At 60.8% G+C, this 16,146-nt stretch carries 17 protein-coding genes; 10 read left to right on the plus strand and 7 right to left on the minus strand.

Annotated features, from left to right (window positions below; all coding sequences use genetic code 11):
• Positions 1-49: 49 nt before the first annotated feature.
• The 7 genes from cobJ to ACMYUN_RS11545 form a co-directional block, all read right to left on the minus strand.
• Positions 50-1,747 carry a precorrin-3B C(17)-methyltransferase gene (gene cobJ / locus ACMYUN_RS11515; RefSeq protein WP_415763751.1) on the minus strand — a complete coding sequence of 566 codons (1,698 nt, stop codon included), beginning with the start codon at positions 1,745-1,747 and terminating at the stop codon, positions 50-52.
• Positions 1,747-2,481, minus strand: coding sequence for a precorrin-2 C(20)-methyltransferase (locus tag ACMYUN_RS11520; protein WP_370695113.1), 735 nt, complete (start codon positions 2,479-2,481; stop codon positions 1,747-1,749). Before ACMYUN_RS11520 ends, cobJ begins: the two co-directional genes overlap by 1 nt.
• Positions 2,478-3,104 carry a precorrin-8X methylmutase gene (locus ACMYUN_RS11525; protein ID WP_415763752.1) on the minus strand — a complete coding sequence of 209 codons (627 nt, stop codon included), beginning with the start codon at positions 3,102-3,104 and terminating at the stop codon, positions 2,478-2,480. Before ACMYUN_RS11525 ends, ACMYUN_RS11520 begins: the two co-directional genes overlap by 4 nt.
• Positions 3,097-4,395, minus strand: a complete 1,299-nt coding sequence (cobG, locus tag ACMYUN_RS11530) for a precorrin-3B synthase (RefSeq protein ID WP_415763753.1) — start codon at positions 4,393-4,395, stop codon at positions 3,097-3,099. The genes ACMYUN_RS11525 and cobG overlap by 8 nt, the downstream gene beginning before the upstream one ends.
• 156 nt (positions 4,396-4,551) lie before the next feature.
• Complete coding sequence (locus ACMYUN_RS11535) at positions 4,552-5,202, minus strand: hypothetical protein (RefSeq protein WP_415763754.1); 651 nt, start codon at positions 5,200-5,202, stop codon at positions 4,552-4,554.
• A gap of 51 nt (positions 5,203-5,253) precedes the next feature.
• Complete coding sequence (locus ACMYUN_RS11540; protein ID WP_310403802.1) at positions 5,254-6,072, minus strand: hypothetical protein; 819 nt, start codon at positions 6,070-6,072, stop codon at positions 5,254-5,256.
• A gap of 142 nt (positions 6,073-6,214) precedes the next feature.
• Complete coding sequence (locus tag ACMYUN_RS11545) at positions 6,215-6,886, minus strand: hypothetical protein (protein WP_039757002.1); 672 nt, start codon at positions 6,884-6,886, stop codon at positions 6,215-6,217.
• A 224-nt stretch (positions 6,887-7,110) separates the two neighbouring features.
• On the opposite strand from ACMYUN_RS11545, the gene cbiE reads away from it, so the two are divergent.
• From cbiE to ACMYUN_RS11595, 10 genes are all read left to right on the plus strand, one after another.
• The gene (gene cbiE, locus ACMYUN_RS11550) at positions 7,111-8,322 is read left to right on the plus strand and encodes a precorrin-6y C5,15-methyltransferase (decarboxylating) subunit CbiE (RefSeq protein WP_415763755.1); all 1,212 of its coding nucleotides are present in this window, start codon (positions 7,111-7,113) and stop codon (positions 8,320-8,322) included.
• The gene (locus ACMYUN_RS11555; protein ID WP_415763756.1) at positions 8,315-9,412 is read left to right on the plus strand and encodes a cobalt-precorrin-5B (C(1))-methyltransferase; all 1,098 of its coding nucleotides are present in this window, start codon (positions 8,315-8,317) and stop codon (positions 9,410-9,412) included. The genes cbiE and ACMYUN_RS11555 overlap by 8 nt, the downstream gene beginning before the upstream one ends.
• Entirely contained in the window at positions 9,409-10,137 is a 729-nt protein-coding gene (locus tag ACMYUN_RS11560; protein ID WP_415763757.1) for a cobalt-precorrin-6A reductase, read from the plus strand. Before ACMYUN_RS11555 ends, ACMYUN_RS11560 begins: the two co-directional genes overlap by 4 nt.
• A gap of 158 nt (positions 10,138-10,295) precedes the next feature.
• Positions 10,296-10,598, plus strand: coding sequence for a type II toxin-antitoxin system RelE/ParE family toxin (locus ACMYUN_RS11565; RefSeq protein ID WP_122606498.1), 303 nt, complete (start codon positions 10,296-10,298; stop codon positions 10,596-10,598).
• Between the two features lie 3 nt (positions 10,599-10,601).
• Complete coding sequence (locus ACMYUN_RS11570; protein ID WP_007914567.1) at positions 10,602-10,892, plus strand: addiction module antidote protein; 291 nt, start codon at positions 10,602-10,604, stop codon at positions 10,890-10,892.
• Positions 10,893-10,990: 98 nt separating this feature from the next.
• Entirely contained in the window at positions 10,991-11,389 is a 399-nt protein-coding gene (locus tag ACMYUN_RS11575) for a DUF2946 domain-containing protein (RefSeq protein WP_415763758.1), read from the plus strand.
• Positions 11,390-11,437: 48 nt separating this feature from the next.
• Entirely contained in the window at positions 11,438-11,917 is a 480-nt protein-coding gene (locus ACMYUN_RS11580) for a copper chaperone PCu(A)C (RefSeq protein ID WP_415763759.1), read from the plus strand.
• A gap of 21 nt (positions 11,918-11,938) precedes the next feature.
• Positions 11,939-12,385 (plus strand): DUF2946 domain-containing protein, encoded by a 447-nt coding sequence (locus ACMYUN_RS11585; protein WP_415763760.1) that lies wholly within the window; start codon positions 11,939-11,941, stop codon positions 12,383-12,385.
• A gap of 84 nt (positions 12,386-12,469) precedes the next feature.
• Complete coding sequence (locus tag ACMYUN_RS11590) at positions 12,470-14,590, plus strand: TonB-dependent copper receptor (protein ID WP_415763761.1); 2,121 nt, start codon at positions 12,470-12,472, stop codon at positions 14,588-14,590.
• A gap of 146 nt (positions 14,591-14,736) precedes the next feature.
• Positions 14,737-16,110: a PepSY-associated TM helix domain-containing protein gene (locus ACMYUN_RS11595; RefSeq protein WP_415763762.1), complete on the plus strand. Its 1,374-nt coding sequence runs from the start codon at positions 14,737-14,739 to the stop codon at positions 16,108-16,110.
• Positions 16,111-16,146: the final 36 nt, after the last annotated feature.

Below are 16,146 nucleotides of genomic sequence, written 5' to 3' on the forward strand. Positions count from 1 at the left end.
ATGTCACGCCGAGACAAGTTACTTACAACTTGCCTCGGCATGCACATCATTAAAGCGGCTTCTCGCCGTACCAACGCGGCGTATAAACCCAATCACCACCACCGGCACGGGCAAAGGTGCAAGTGGTTGAAGAACCGATCAGCACCATCGTGCGCATATCGACCTGTTCCGGCGTCAACGCGCCCAGTGTCGTGGTACGCAGCGTCTGTCCCGGACGGCCAATATCGCGCCCCAGCACCACCGGTGTTTCAGACGCGCGATGTTGCGCGACGATTTCCAGCGCCCGGCCCAACTGCCATGGGCGAGCTCGGGAAATCGGGTTGTAGAACGCCAGGGCCAGATCCGCTTCGGCGGCCAGATCCAGACGTTTCTCGATGATCGCCCACGGTTTGAGGTTGTCCGACAGCGACATCACGCAGAAGTCGTGGCCCAGCGGCGCACCGGCCTGAGCCGCAGTGGCCAGCGAGGCGGAAACGCCCGGGAGGATTTCCAGATCGACGCTGTGCCACGCCGGATCGTCCGATTCGTGCAGGGCTTCGAGCACCGCAGCGGCCATGGCGAACACGCCCGGATCGCCAGAAGACACCACGATCACCGAGCGTCCTTCGGCGGCAAGCCGGAAGGCGTGGCGGGCACGCTGCATTTCTTCGCGATTGTCGGTGCAGTGCTGCACCTGATCGTCGCGGAAGGGGCCGGCCATGCGTACGTAGGTTTCGTAACCAAGCACATCGGTCGCGCGGGCCAGTTCGGCTTTCACCGCAGGCACCATCAGTTCGGCGGCGCCGGGGCCGAGGCCGATGACCGCGAGACGACCGCGTGGCCGGCCGATCTGCGCGACGTCCAGCGGTTGCTCGGCAATCGCGATCGCCAGATGTTCTGCGCTGATCACGTTCGCCGTGGGCACCGCAACGCGGGCCAAGGTCTGAAGATCGCTTTGCGCCGCCACAAAGCGCAGCGGCACGCCCAACTCGAGCGCTGCCTCACGCAAATTCGATGCGGCCATTTCAGCGTCTGCTGCCACGAGGCAGGCCAGTGCCGGCACGGCGACGTTGGCCTGTTGCAACGCAGCGCGAAGGACGTTTGGCAGGTCCGTCAGTTCAGCACTCACCGCCACTGCCACACTGCGCGGGTAAATCAGCAATTCATCGGCGCTGGCCACCCGCTGCGCACTACTCACATGAATCGACCGCTGCGCCTGCGGATCCTGCGGCAACTGCGCCTGATCCAGCCACGGCGCAGCGCCTTCGATGCGCACGCTGTGCCCGGCAAGCAGATCGGAGACGAAGCGTTTGCCCGATTCCAGATCCGCCAGTGCGTAGCCGCTCGGCGGGTTGAGCAGGCAGGTGCCAAAGCGCAATTCGCCGCTGGTGGTGATTGCCGGTGCCACTTGCAGCGCCGCCGCGATCTCACGGGCCATGACGTTGACGCCGCCGAGGCCTCCGAGCAACGGCACCACCGCACTGCCGTCCTCCGCTACTACGAGCACCGCAGGTTCGGCGCCTTTCTCCAGCAACAGCGGCGCCAAGGTGCGAATGACAATCCCCGCCGCGCACAGGGCAATGATCGGCGTGTCCTGCTGATACAACCCGCGCAGGGTGGCGCCGAATTCCTGATACGTGCAGTCGGCGCCTTCGACGCGCCCGGCAAGGCCGTGGATCCGCGCCGCTGGATAGACCTGCTGAATGCGCCGCGCCGTGGCGAGGCTGCCCTGGCCGAGAATGACGATGGCGGGAGTCGCTTGGCTCATCAACCTTGCCACCGTTCGCCCGGGACGATGATCAGCGAGAAGTACGGCGAAGACATTGGCTCGACCTGATCCATCGGCACGATCTTCTGATTGGCCATGGTCGCGCGCTCGACATACAGAGCGCGCTCGGCGAGACCGAGTTCTTCCAGCACCTGACGCACCTTGGGAAAGTTGCGCCCCAGCTTCATGATCACCGCCGCGTCGGCATCGGCCAGACGCCGCTTCAGCTCTTCATGGGGGAGCACGCCGGAAAGCACCGACAGGCTCTGATTGCGATACACCAGCGGCGCACCGAGCACCGAAGCGCCGCCGAGCATCGAGCACACGCCCGGCACGACTTCGGCCTCGTAACGGCTGGCGAGGCGGTCATGCAAATACATGTAGGAGCCGTAGAAGAACGGGTCGCCCTCGCAGATCACCGCCACGTCGCGGCCGGCATCCAGATGCTCGGCGACCGCTACAGCAGCTTCGTCGTAGAAATCGCTGATGACCTGCTCATACGACAGCGGCGCCGGCAACGCCTCGGTGGTCACCGGGTAGACCAGCGGCAGCAGATTCTGCGCCTCGACCAGATGCGCCTCGATGATCCCGAACGCATTGCCCTTCTTGCCCTTGGCCACAAAATACGCGACCACCGGCGATTCGCGCAGCAGGCGCAAGGCTTTGACAGTGATCAGCTCCGGATCACCGGGGCCGACACCGAGGCCGATCAGACGTCCTTTGGCCTGCATCATTCGATCTCCGTGGCGAGGGCATTGACGGCGGCGGCGGCCATGGCGCTGCCGCCCAGGCGACCCTGCATGATCACGAACGGCACGCCGCGACTGTCGGCAGCCAGCGCCGCTTTCGATTCGGAAGCGCCGACAAAACCCACCGGGAAGCCGAGGATCAGTGCCGGTTTTGGCGCGCCGGCGTCGAGCATTTCCAGCAAGTAGAACAGTGCGGTCGGCGCGTTGCCGATCACCACCACGCTGCCTTCAAGGTGCGGGCGCCACAGTTCCAGCGCGGCGGCCGAGCGGGTGTTACCCAACTCGCGAGCCAGCTCCGGCACGCTGTCGTCGCGCAAGGTGCAGATCACTTGATTGTTGGCCGGCAGGCGCGCGCGGGTCACGCCTTCGGAGACCATCCGCGCGTCGCAGAGAATCGGCGCACCGGCCGCCAGTGCATTGCGCCCGGCCTTGCCCGCGCCGTCGGAAAATTGCAGACCGTCGACGGCCTCGACCATGCCGCAGGCGTGGATCACCCGCACTGCGAGTTTTTCCAGATCGGCGGGAATGCGCGCCAGATTGGCCTCGCGGCGAATGATCGCGAAGGAGTTGCGGTAGATCTCCTGACCGTCGCGGATGTAATCAAGCATCAAGGGGGCTCCGGGAGCGGGCGTCGAGCAAAGTCGCGGCCGCTTCAATAGTAAGGTTGCAGGCGTGCAGCGAGCCGAAACCGGGTTGTGCTGCATCGCGAAAATAAAGGTCGTAATGGCCGGGGCTAACGGCCAGCAGTGTGGCGGGCGCGCAGTGAGCGGCGGCGCAGGAGCGCGAGCAGCCCGACAGGTGCACGCTGAGCCCTGCGGGCAGCAAAGGTGCCAGTTGCCGGGCGTCCTGCTTGGTGTCGGCAAGGCCTTTGCCGCAGCCATCGGCGCCGGTGCAGGCGATCAGGCGCGCCAGTGGTTCGGCGTCGCTCGACAACAGGCCCAACGCCCGCAACTGCTCAAGCACGTTGTCGGTATCAGTGGCGTTCACGTTCGGCAGCAGCAGGCTCTGCCACGGCGTGAAGCGCAGACTGCCATCGCCAAACTGTCGGGCCAGTTGCGCCGCGCCACGCAGCATCGCCGGATCAAGTCGGCCCAGTGGCGGCACCGCGCCGACGTAGCAGAGACCCTGCGTGTTCTGCTGGTGAGCGCCGATGTGCAGCGCGTCTGCCGACGGCGGGCGCTGCCAATTGCTGATTGCCTTGAGCGATACGCGCTCGCGCAACGATTCCAGAAACGCGAGCCTGGGCAACTCATCGAGCAGATGGCGCATCCGTGTTTGCTCTGGCCGGGCCAGGTCGAGGAACAGTTCCAGCGCGGCGACCACCAGCGCGTGAGCGTTGTCCTGAGTCACAGCGCCGAGAGGGCGATCGGTCGGGCAACCGGCCAGACCGTATGCCCAGAGGGTTTCGCCGTCACGCTCGAACGCCGACAACCACAGATCATGGGGATGCTCGAGCATCGCCAGCGCTTCGCCGCCATCGAGCTGCACGGCGAACTTGGCGCTCAACTCATGGAAGCGCGGATGGCTTTGCAAGGTGTCGAGGATTTGCCCTGCGAGCGGGCGCGTGTCGATCAGCATCTGCCGATCAATGCCGGCGGCCGGGCTGAGCATCAGATTGCGCACATCGTCGCCGGCGGCGTTCTTCGGCCCGAGGCCAGCGGCCAGCAAGCGCTCGATCAGCGCCGCCGATTGCGCACCGATGCCGCGAATCTGCAGGTTGCCGCGATTGGTCGCTTCGATCGCACCGCTCGCAAACGCTCCGGCGGCAGCGGCCACCGCATCGGCCTGATCAGCGCTGATCGAACCGCCATCGAGCTTGATCCGACAGATACCGCCGTCCAGTGCCTGGACGATACGCAGTAACCCCGGACAGGCCGAGGGGCGTATGGCGGTGGACATCGGGCGTTCGTTCAAGGGGCTGACCGGTTGCGTGGCAGAAGCGCTTCGCGGGCGAAGGCGCAGTATTATGCCTGCTTTGCCCACCGGTATGAAAAGTCTGCCCTCTGTCTCGACCGGTGGGGCAGGCAGGCTTCAGTTGTTGCCTCAGCCGCGCTTTCAGGTCAGGGCGATAATCTGCTTTTCGCGCCGCTCACCCAATAACGCAATAATCCTGGCTCTCGAGAAACAGTAATCATCGGCATCTATAAGAGCCTTGTAGCAATCAACAGCAAGGTTGCCCACTATCTGCTCAGCATTGAAGCGTCGCTCAAGCACATTGCCCTGAACAGGCTCTTTGACGGCAAACGAAATGACGACCATCGTAATCGTTGATTCCGCAGATACGCTGCCAAGCATGAAGCGAATCGACTTGCCCTCTTGCAGAATATTTCGCTGAAGCAGCTCAAGGGCAGCACCGTCGCTCTCCAGTTGCGAGGTCAGATTGGCAATTACCTGTTGGTTCAAAACTGCCGGTGCCCAACCTTGCAAGAGTTCTTGAGTCAGCTCCAGCAACGTAAAAGTATCGAGCGTAGTGACTGGCAAGCTGATAACCGGATCGTCGAAAAACAAAGCACCGGTGACTTTCAAAGCGGTTTTATTGGCATCATTCCATGCCTCGTGCTCGACAGCATCGGGAACTTTATGCGAAGCGACCGTTTGTGAATAAAGCAGCGCATCGAGACTGTCGTCAATGCCAGATGTCGACAGTTCTTTACTCACCAGCACTAATGCCCCTGCGCATACGAAAACCTTCGAAATCGCGAACATGTGCATCTCCCACAAAAAACCAGAGGCTTGCGCCTCTGGCATTAATCACTTTCAGACCGATTGGCCAAATTCGTAGCTGAGCGCTTTCTCACGCTGCTCCGTCAGAGCCTTGACAATCAACGGCTCTACCATTGCATAGTCTTCCTCATCCATATACATCGTGGCGCCGGCGTTATAAATCTCCACAGCAGATGTAGCCCACTCTACAAACAGTACTTTGGTAGGTTGAGCCGAAGCCAGATATTGCACAGCAGCGATTGCCAGGGTGATACCACCTTCATCATCCTGCGAAGCCGCACTCATGCAAAAGTTGCCACCTTCGGCTTTCTTCGAGTTGTTCTCGAACAGCGTCAGGGCCTGTGGTTCATTTTTCAGCGCATCCATGGTCGCATCTGCCACAGTGGACAGTACTTTAAGGGCTGCCTGGCCCTGTCCTACTGCTGCACCAACAGCGGTATGCAGAACAGACAGGGCAACATTATCCATGGTCAGTTTTTGCGAAGTAGCGGTATATCGATTATAGGGCTGGCTGAAAGCAAACCAGCCAGCCAGTTTCATTAATCGCATAAACTCGTTATAGCGCTGTTCCTTTTGGTTGGGTGCCGGATATTTGAGCAAGGCAACCAGATCAGCATACATGTAGGTGTTTTTAACGATTCGCTTGCTGCGCTTGGACATGCTTGCATCAAAGCCTGCAATACCCGAGCCCATGATTGCTGCATTCAGTTCATCTTTATCAATTGGCAAGCTACTGCCAACACGTGCCGAACGCGAGCGCAACACTGGCTGCGCTGCGATAAACTCATTGGTTTGCGCAATCAAACTAAACCGCTCAACAGCGGAGATTACATCTTTATTCAGCTCAGTCATAAATGGATTCCTTTCATGGTTAAAACACCGACTTGGTGTGGAAAACAAACTAACCACAGCATCGGAGTTAATCAAATCGAAAATCCATGCATTTAATTTCAGACCATCATACAAACCAGCAAACACAGCTTTCCAACTAATATCAAACGCCCTGAGCCAACTCAATTTCACGCGTGCGCATATCAAGCACTGCAGCAGCCAACTTAATCCGATTTTCATTTATCGCGGCAGACCTGATCAAAAAGCGTCTGGAGCGGATATCAAGCTCCGAACCCGTATGCTGAATAGTCCAGAACAAATAGGTAGAGGACCACTTCGCATCAAGCAAGCGAACATTACTGATGACAATCTCCAACTCCCTATTGAAATTGTACTGAGCAGGGGAAAAACGAAAATCGCTCCATTCACGAGCGCTGCCTCTAAATACGTCTATTGCGTCCGAATGTGTCTCAAGCATGTGAAACGCTTCCTTCATTAGCCCGACTTTTTCCCGACTTAATTGTTGCGCCAAGGATCGCGTCCAGACTTCCAGCGCATTACCGGTAAAACTCTTGTCAACATGGATTACCGGAGCTTGCTCCAAGCTCCAGCCGACAGACCAAAGCACCCCAGAATAATATTCAAACCAAGCAGCTGGCTCACTGTTTCTGTTATGACGCAAATCGGCTCTGTATTCTGCCCAGCGCATACTGTCTTTGACGAATCGTTTGTCTTCCGCAGTCAATCCAGAAAAGAAGGACACCAGATTATTCCCCATCACCGTCGCACTGCCTTGGTCGGGAAGTGCTGAAACATTGTTCAAAACATCGCTCATTTCAATTATCCATCCGATTATTCAATTTACTAAAAAAGTACATTCCAGATAGTCACAAGCATTTCCAGCGGAATGCCAATTCAATACTTGCGAAGAACTCGAAAAATCACAAAAGACAATGTAAACATTCAATGTCGGCGCTCCTGAAAAAGGACAGCAGCCAGTTATCGATTGTCGCGTTATCATGTCGCCCGCTTCGCTGGACGCAGGATCTGGAGTATGAAATGGGCGATTGGCTGACCGTTGTGGGTATTGGTGAAGACGGCTTCAAGGGCCTGGGCAAGAACGCCCGGCGTGCTCTGATGGGCGCTTCGCGGATCGTCGGCGGCCAGCGTCAGCTGGATCTGCTGCCGCCGTGCATTGGCGGCGAGCGGCAATTATGGCCGAGTCCGTTTTCCCTCGCGCCAGTGCTCGAGTCGCGTGGCGAGCCGGTCTGCGTGCTGGCCAGCGGTGATCCGATGTTCTACGGCGTCGGTGCCAGTCTGGCGCGGCAGGTACCGAGCGCCGAGATGGCGATCATTCCCGCCCCTTCGTCCTGCGCACTGGCCGCGGCGCGCTTGGGCTGGCCGTTGCAGGAGGTGACGACTGTGTCGCTGGTGGCGCGTCCGTTGGCGGCGCTCAATGCGCATCTGTTCAGCGGCGTGCGTCTGTTGCTGCTGAGCAATGATGGCAGCAGCCCGGCCGCGGTTGCGCAATTGCTGCGCGAGCGTGGTTTCGGCCCAAGTCGCATGACAGTTCTGGAGCATCTGGGCGGCGATGCCGAGCGGCGTATCGAACGCAGCGCCAGCGAATGGAACGACGCGTCCGTTGCCGATCTCAATGTCATCGCCATCGAATGCCTGGCCGAGCCCGGCATCACAGGCCTGTCGCGCCTCGCCGGCTTGCCCGATTCGGCATTCCGCCACGACGGCCAACTGACCAAGCGCGACGTGCGCGCCATCACCCTCGCCCGCTTGGCGCCGACGCCAGGTGAGCTGCTCTGGGATGTCGGCGCCGGCAGCGGCTCGATCGGCATCGAGTGGATGCGCGTCCATCCGAGTTGCCGCGCCATCGCGATAGAGGCCGACGAGGGTCGTCAGCAATTGATCGAACACAACCGCGATGCGCTGGGCGTGCCCGGCCTGCAACTGATCCGTGGCAAGGCACCGCAAGCGCTGGATCGCCTCGAACGGCCGGACGCTGTGTTTATCGGCGGCGGCGTCACCCGTGAGGGTGTATTCGAGACCTGCTGGGACCAGCTCAAGCCCGGCGGCCGATTGGTTGTCAACGCCGTGACCCTGCAAAGCGAAGTCACCCTGATGCATTGGCGCGAACAATACGGCGGCGAACTGACGCGCATTCATGTCGCCCAGGCGCAACCGCTCGGCGAGTTCGACACTTGGCGTCAGGCCTTGCCGATCACCCTGCTGGAATTGGTCAAACCCCTCGATGCGTGACGAAACCGCCGAACAACCCGCGCCCCTGCGCAGCGGCCTGACCACCGGCAGCTGCGCCACCGCCACCAGCCTCGCCGCCGCGCGCCTGTTGCTCACCGACATCGCTGCCGACGCGGTGCAGATCACGCTGCCCAAGGGCAAACAGGTGCAGATGCGCCTGGAGTTCTGCCGCCTGAGCGAGGGCGGCGCCGAAGCCGGGACGATCAAGGATGCCGGCGACGACCCTGACGTCACCCACGGCGCACTGCTTTACTCACAGGTGCGACTGTGTGCCGAGCCGGGGCTCCGCTTCAACGCCGGTGTCGGCGTCGGCACGGTGACCCGGCCGGGTCTGGTATTGGCCGTCGGCGAACCGGCGATCAATCCGGTGCCGCGCAAGATGATCAGCGATCACCTGGCCTTGCTCGCCGCCGAAACCGGCTATGGCGGCGGCTTCGAGGTCACGGTCAATGTCGAGGGCGGCGCAGAACTGGCGCTGAAAACCATGAATCCGCGGCTGGGCATTCTTGGCGGCCTGTCGATCCTTGGCACCAGCGGCATCGTCCGGCCGTTTTCCTGCGCCGCTTACATCGCCTCGATTCATCAGGGCATCGACGTGGCGAAAACCAACGGCTATCTGCACATCGCCGCGTGCACCGGCAACGCCAGCGAAGACACCATGCGCCGTGTCTACGATATGCCGGAAATCGCCCTGATCGAAATGGGTGACTTTGTCGGCGCGGTGCTCAAGCACCTGCGTAAAGTACCTGTGGATAAACTCAGCCTGTGCGGCGGCTTCGGCAAGATCAGCAAACTCGCCGCCGGGCATATGGATCTGCACTCGCGACATTCGAGCATCGATTTGCCGCAACTGGCCGAGTGGGCGGCGGCAATTGGCGCGGATGCGGCATTGCAGCAAGGCATTCGTGAGGCCAACACCAGTCAACAAGCCTTGGCCATGGCCAATGCGGCAGGCATCACTCTGGGTGACGAGGTGTGTCGTCATGCGTTGAATTTCGCCCGCAGCGTGGTGCCAGCGCAGGTGCAGGTCGAGGTGTTTGCCATTGATCGTCAGGGCGGGATTGTCGGCCATGCCGGAGGTTTCGTATGAAGCGGATCTTGCTGCTCGGCGGCGTGACTGAAGCGCTGGCGATTGCCCGCACGCTCGGCCCACAACATATCTACAGCCTCGCCGGCGTTGGCCGGGTGCCGAGCGATTTGCGCTGCCAGGTTCGGGTCGGCGGCTATGGAGGTGCTGAGGGTCTGGCGCAGTTCATCGCCGATGAAGGTGTCGATCTGCTGCTCGACGCCACGCACCCGTACGCCGCAAAAATCAGCGCCAACGCCGCCCGCGCGGCACAGCTGTCCGGCATCCCCTGCTGGGCCTTGCGCCGCCCGGCATGGCAACCGCAAGCGGGCGATGACTGGCGTGAGGTGGCTGACTGGGCCGAGCTGATCGCAGCGCTGGAACCGTTCCACCGCCCGCTGTTCACCCTCGGCCGCGAGCCGCTGCAACACCTCGAGGAAATCCCCGCCCACCAGTTCTGGACCCTGCGCGCCCTCGACGTCTATCCCGGCAACACGCGCTGCGAAGTGATCGGCGCCCGCGGCCCGTTTTTGCTGGAAGACGAGCAAGCGCTGTTCGAGCGCCGGCAGATCGATGTGCTGATCAGCAAGAACAGCGGCAGCAGCGCCACCGAGCCGAAGCTCGAAGTGGCGCGAGAGCGTGGCGTGCCGGTGCTGGTGTTGAAGCGCCCGGGGTTGCCGGGGGTTGATCGGGAGTTTGGATCAGCGTCTGAAGTCCTTGAAGCCCTGACGACGTCAGACATTTCCTAAAATTGAATTTATGTGCGAATTGGCCTGCATATTTTACAGACGCAGCCGACTGTTCCTCCCTACCTCCTGAATCCAATACTTCGGTTCCTTTAATCAAAACAAGCAGACAGCCAGAAAAGCGGCTTGCCAGCTTGTATCCCAAGGAATACGATCCCAACATGATCGCTTTTGAACGATCCCGCATATTTTCCGAATGGCTCGACTCCTTGAAAGACATCAAAGGGAAAGGCCGAATCATCTCCAGAATTAAAACAGCCGAAAATGGCAACTTCGGCGATTGCGGGTTCGTCGGTGACACTGTTTATGAAATGCGTGTTCATTACGGCCCTGGTTACAGGATGTACTTCACACGCAAAGGCGAAGTGATTTATCTGCTGCTGATCGGGGGCGATAAATCGACACAAAAAAGAGATATCAAACGCGCCGTGCAGATGGCTCATAACATCGGAAATGAGGAGTAAATCATGACCGAAGAATTCGCCCGTTTTGACGCCGCCGAGTACCTCAAAACTCCCGAGGACATGGCGGCATATCTAGATGCCTGTTTTGACGATGACGAAGGCGACGGCGTCCTTATCCGTGCAGCGCTCAATGACATCGCCCGGGCTCAAGGCATGACACAAGTGGCGCGGGATGCAGGTTTGGGCCGCGAAAGTCTTTATAAAGCCCTGAGTAGCACTGGCAATCCCGAATTCGCAACTATCATGAAAGTCATGAAGGCTCTGGGTTTGAGATTGCATGCCGTAACGCTGTGAATGAACTGCGACACCAAACCGCACGACGCTTTTTTACTTATCGGCCCTGATCAGGCTAAATGGGCCGCGCCTGATCGCCCACCCAACGGACCTGTCCCATGAACCGACGCCGGTTAGCATTTGCCTGGATCGCCTGCTTTGCAGTGCTGTTCAACATGCTCGCCATGCCGCTGAGCGGGGCGATGGCGCAGGCGGCCAGTTCACCGGCCGAGCAGATACTGTGGAGCAGTTTCTGCACCGGCAGCGGCATGAAGATGGTGGCGATCGACATCGGTGCCACGGATCAGAAGGCCCCGCAAAACGACAACCATTCGAACATGCAGCACTGCTGGTGTTGCTCAGGTGGGGCGCCATTGCTGGCGCTGCCGGGGCATTCGCCGCAGCTGTATTTCGCGCAATTTGAAAGCAACCGCAGCGTTGCGCCCGCCTCCCTGCAAGCCCCGACGCTGCGCCAGCAATGGCCGAGTCTCAATCCCCGTGCTTCCCCTCTGGTCTGATTTGTTCGCGCCACAAATCCGCGTTTCAACTCGTTCTGGAGAACTGCCATGTTGAAGAAACTCTTCGTCCTCGCTGCGCTGTTGTTGCCGGCGTGCTTCGCCCATGCCCATGAATACAAGGCGGGTGCGCTGGACATCGCCCATCCGTGGTCGCAGGAACTGCCGCCGAATGCGCCGACCGTCGCCGCCTATTTCATCATTCACAACACCGGTAAAAGCGCCGATCGCCTGCTCAGCGTCGACTCGCCCATCGCTGCACAAGCTCAGTTGCACGAGCACGTGATGCAGGGCGATCTGATGAAGATGCAGCAAGTGCCAAGCGTGGAAATCCCCGCCGGCGGCACCGTGACCTTCGCGCCAATGGCTTACCACGTGATGCTGCTCAACCCGAGCGATCGCAGCCTGCTCAGCGACGGCAAGCGTTTCCCGATGACCCTGCATTTCGAAAAGGCCGGTGACGTCAGCGTTGAAGTTGCCGTGCAGAAGAAACCGCCGGAATCCGCTCAGGGCCACGTGCACGCTCAGTAACCGTTTCGGCTGACTTCGCCCATGCGTCCGTTACGCGCCAGGCCCGTCCCGCATCACCGTCAGACTCAAGCGCTGACGCGTGGCAGCTGGATCGCCCTGTTCGCCATGCTGATGATTTTCATCGGTCCACTGATTTCTCAGTCGATGCCGATGGATCGACACGCCTCGACGTCGATGCCAATGAGCATGGACATGTCGATGGACATGCCCGGCATGGATCACAGCGGCCATGCAGCCCAGCCTGCGGCCGAGCATTGCCCGCCGCAATCTTCGCACCACGTGCTGTGGGAAAAATGCGGCTATTGCAGCCTGCTGTTCAATTGCCCGGCGCTGACCGGCGGTGTCGATTTCGTCGCCTTCAACATCCCGCCACTGAACACCTACACCCCACCCTTCCCACGCTTGGGCCACGCCCGCCAAACCTTCTTCCCAGGCGCCCGCACCCGCGCCCCGCCCATCGCCACGTAAACACGCACCTCTGATTGCACACGGCGGAGAAGCCAGCTCCAGGCTGCCGGCCGTGGTGTTTACGACTGTTCGATGGAAATTGTCATGTCCAGGTTTACTGCTGTCCCCTGCGCGAAATCTGCCCGCGCGCACTTTGCCCTGAATGAATTGCGGATTCGTTGCAGGCACGCTATTGCCGTACTTTGCGGCGTAATGCTTGCACCATTGGTGTTGGCCGATGATCACGCCGCCCATCAGGAAGAACTGAGCCCAACGGTGATCACTGCCATCGCCCCAAGCTCACCACTGACGATCGTCACCAACCCCAAGGATCCGCGCCAACCGGTGCCGGCCAGTGACGGCGGCGATTACCTGAAGACCATTCCCGGCTTCGCTTTGGTGCGCAATGGCGGCACCAACGGCGACCCGGTGCTGCGCGGGATGTTCGGGTCGCGGCTGAACATCCTCACCAACGGCAGCATGATGCTCGGCGCCTGCCCTGGCCGGATGGATGCGCCGACTTCGTATATTTCGCCGGAAACCTACGACAAACTCACCGTGATCAAAGGTCCGCAAACCGTGCTTTGGGGTCCCGGCGCATCGGCCGGTACGGTGCTTTTCGACCGCGAGCCGGAGAGCTTCGGTGAACTCGGCACTCGCGTAAACGCCAGCATACTGGCCGGTTCCCACGGTCGTTTCGACAAGGTCGTCGATGCGGCTGCCGGCGGTCCTCTGGGTTACGTGCGGGTGATCGGCAACACCGCGCATTCCGACGACTACCGCGACGGCAACAACGACATCGTCGCCTCGCGCTACGACAAGTGGAACGGCGACATTGCGCTGGGCTGGACGCCGGATGCCGACACCCTGATCGAACTCACCGCCGGCAAGGGCGATGGCGAGGCGCGGTACGCCGGGCGCGGCATGGACGGTTCGCAGTTCCTGCGCGAAAGCCTCGGCCTGCGTCTCGAGAGATCCAACATCAGCGACGTGCTGGAAAAACTCGAGGCGCAGGTCTACTACAACTACGCCGACCATGTGATGGACAACTACACCCTGCGCACGCCGTCCGGCACCGGGATGATGGCCGGGCCCATGGCGTCCAACGTTGATCGGCGCACCCTCGGCGCGCGGCTCAAGGCGACCTGGCGTTGGGCGGACATTCAGCTGATCACCGGGCTGGATGCGCAGGCCAACGAGCACCGCGAGCGCAGTGCGATGGGCGTCGACACCTACAAAGAGCTGCCGTACAGCAAGGACGCCGAGTTCCACAACTATGGTGTATTCAGCGAACTGACCTGGTATGCCGCCGAGCGTGATCGCCTGATCACTGGTGCCCGGGTCGACCGCGCTTCGGCCAAGGATTATCGCCAGAGCAGCGGATCGGGACTGATGGCTCGCCCCAATCCGACCGCTGGCGACACCCGCGCCGATACCTTGCCCAGTGGCTTCGTGCGCTACGAGCACGATCTGGCCGACAGCCCGACCACGCTTTACGCAGGCCTCGGTCATGCGCAGCGCTTCCCGGACTATTGGGAGCTGTTTTCGCCAGACGCCGGTCCGGCAGGTTCGGTCAACGCTTTCGATTCGATCAAACCGGAAAAAACCACTCAGCTGGATGTCGGCGTGAATTACAAAAGCGCCGACCTCGAAGCCTGGGCCTCGGGTTACATCGGTGTGGTACGCGATTACATCCTCTTCGACTACACGCCGGGAATGATGAGCATGAGCACCTCGCGCGCCGAGAACATTGACGCGCGGATGATGGGTGGTGAACTCGGTGCTGCCTACAACCTCACCGACAACTGGAAAGCCGATGCGACCCTGGCCTACGCCTGGGGCAAGAACAGCAGCGACGGCTCGGCATTACCGCAGATGCCGCCGCTGGATGCACGTTTCGGCCTGACCTACAGCCAGGATAACTGGAGCGCCGGCGCATTGTGGCGGGTGGTCGCCGCGCAGCACCGCATCGACGCGAACAAGGGCAACGTGGTCGGCAAGGATTACGACCAGAGCTCGGGCTTCGGTGTGTTCTCGCTCAACGGCGCGTACCGCATCAACAAACACTGGAAGGTCAGCAGCGGCGTCGACAACCTGTTCGGCAAGGCCTACGCCGAGCACCTGAACCTGGCCGGCAACGCCGGGTTCGGTTACCCGGCCAATGACCCACAGGCAATTAATGAACCGGGGCGCACGCTCTGGACCAAAGTGGATATGAGTTTCTGACACCTACCCATGTGGGAGCGAGCCTGCTCGCGAAGAGGCCGACGCATTCAATAATGATGTCGTCTGGCATGACGCCTTCGCGAGCAGGCTCGCTCCCACAGGTAAACAAACAACGAAAAAGAACCAAGCCCAGCGGAGCACACGTGATGCAAAAGCCTCAACCCAATTTCTACAACCTGGCCTGGCGCTGGCATTTCTATGCCGGACTGTTCGTCGCGCCGTTCATGGTGATGCTGGCCCTGACCGGGATCATTTATCTGTTCAAACCGCAACTCGATTCGCTGATGTACAGCAGCCTGCTCGACGTACCGGCCGGGCACCACACGGCGCCGGCCGATAACTTGCTGCAACGGGTGAAAGCTGCCTATCCGCAGGGCCAGGTCACCCAGTACCTGCCGCCGGTGAATGCCGAGCGCAGCGCGCAATTCGTGGTGAAAAACGCTGGTCACGAACTGAATGTATTCGTCGATCCGTATCACGGTGACATCCTCGGCGAGCAGGATGCCAAGCAAAATCTGCAAGCCATCGCCCGTGCGATCCACGGAGAATTGATGATCGGCACAGTCGGCGATCGGCTGATCGAAATGGCCGCTGGCTGGGGCGTGGTGCTGGTGGTGTCGGGGCTGTTTCTGTGGTGGCCGCGCGGTCAGGCGGCGGGCATTTTGTGGCCGCGGCTGAACGCGCGTGGGCGCGTGCTGTGGCGTGATCTGCACGCTGTCACCGGGTTCTGGGGCGCTACATTGTTGCTGGTGATGCTGCTCAGCGGCATGACCTGGACCGGTTTCTGGGGCAAACAATATGCGGCGGTATGGAACGTGTTCCCGGCCGCGATGTGGAACAACGTGCCGACCTCCGACATCGAGGCACGCAGCCTCAACAGCGCGACCCGCCAGACCGTGCCATGGGCGATGGAAAACACACCGATGCCGATGTCCGGCGACCACGCCGAACACATGAATCACGGCAACACCCATGCCGGCCCCGCTGCACCCGCGATCAGCCTGCAGGACGTGCAAAACATCGCCAGCGAACGCAAGGTTGAACCCGGCTACAGCATTACCCTGCCGGCTACCGCCACCGGCGTGTTCACCATTGCCGTATTCGCCGACGACCCGCGCAACGATGCCACCCTGCACGTCGACCAGTACACCGGCAAGGTTCTCGCCGATGTGCGTTTCGAGCACTACGGTACCGTCGCGCGCGCCACGGAAATCGGCGTGATGCTGCATGAAGGCAAGATGTTCGGCACCTTCAACCAGATCGTCGTGCTGCTGATCTGCCTGATGATCCTGCTCAGCGCCGTCAGCGGCGTGGTGATCTGGTGGAAGCGCCGTCCCGAAGGCAAGTTCGGCGTGCCACCGCTGCGTCATGATTTGCCGACATGGAAAACCGGCGTGGCGATCATGCTGGTGCTGGCGGTGGTGTTTCCGCTGGTGGGGGCTTCGCTGCTGGTGGTGTGGTTGCTAGACCGGTTTGTACTGCCGAGAGTCGCCCGCAACGCCGCAGAGCTACCACGCTGACGGGAGTGGCGCGGGTTGTTCCAATCGCCCGCACCA

This window comes from Pseudomonas sp. CP4 (genome assembly GCF_047758505.1).
In the GTDB taxonomy this organism is placed as follows: Bacteria; Pseudomonadota; Gammaproteobacteria; order Pseudomonadales; family Pseudomonadaceae; genus Aquipseudomonas; species Aquipseudomonas fluorescens_AO.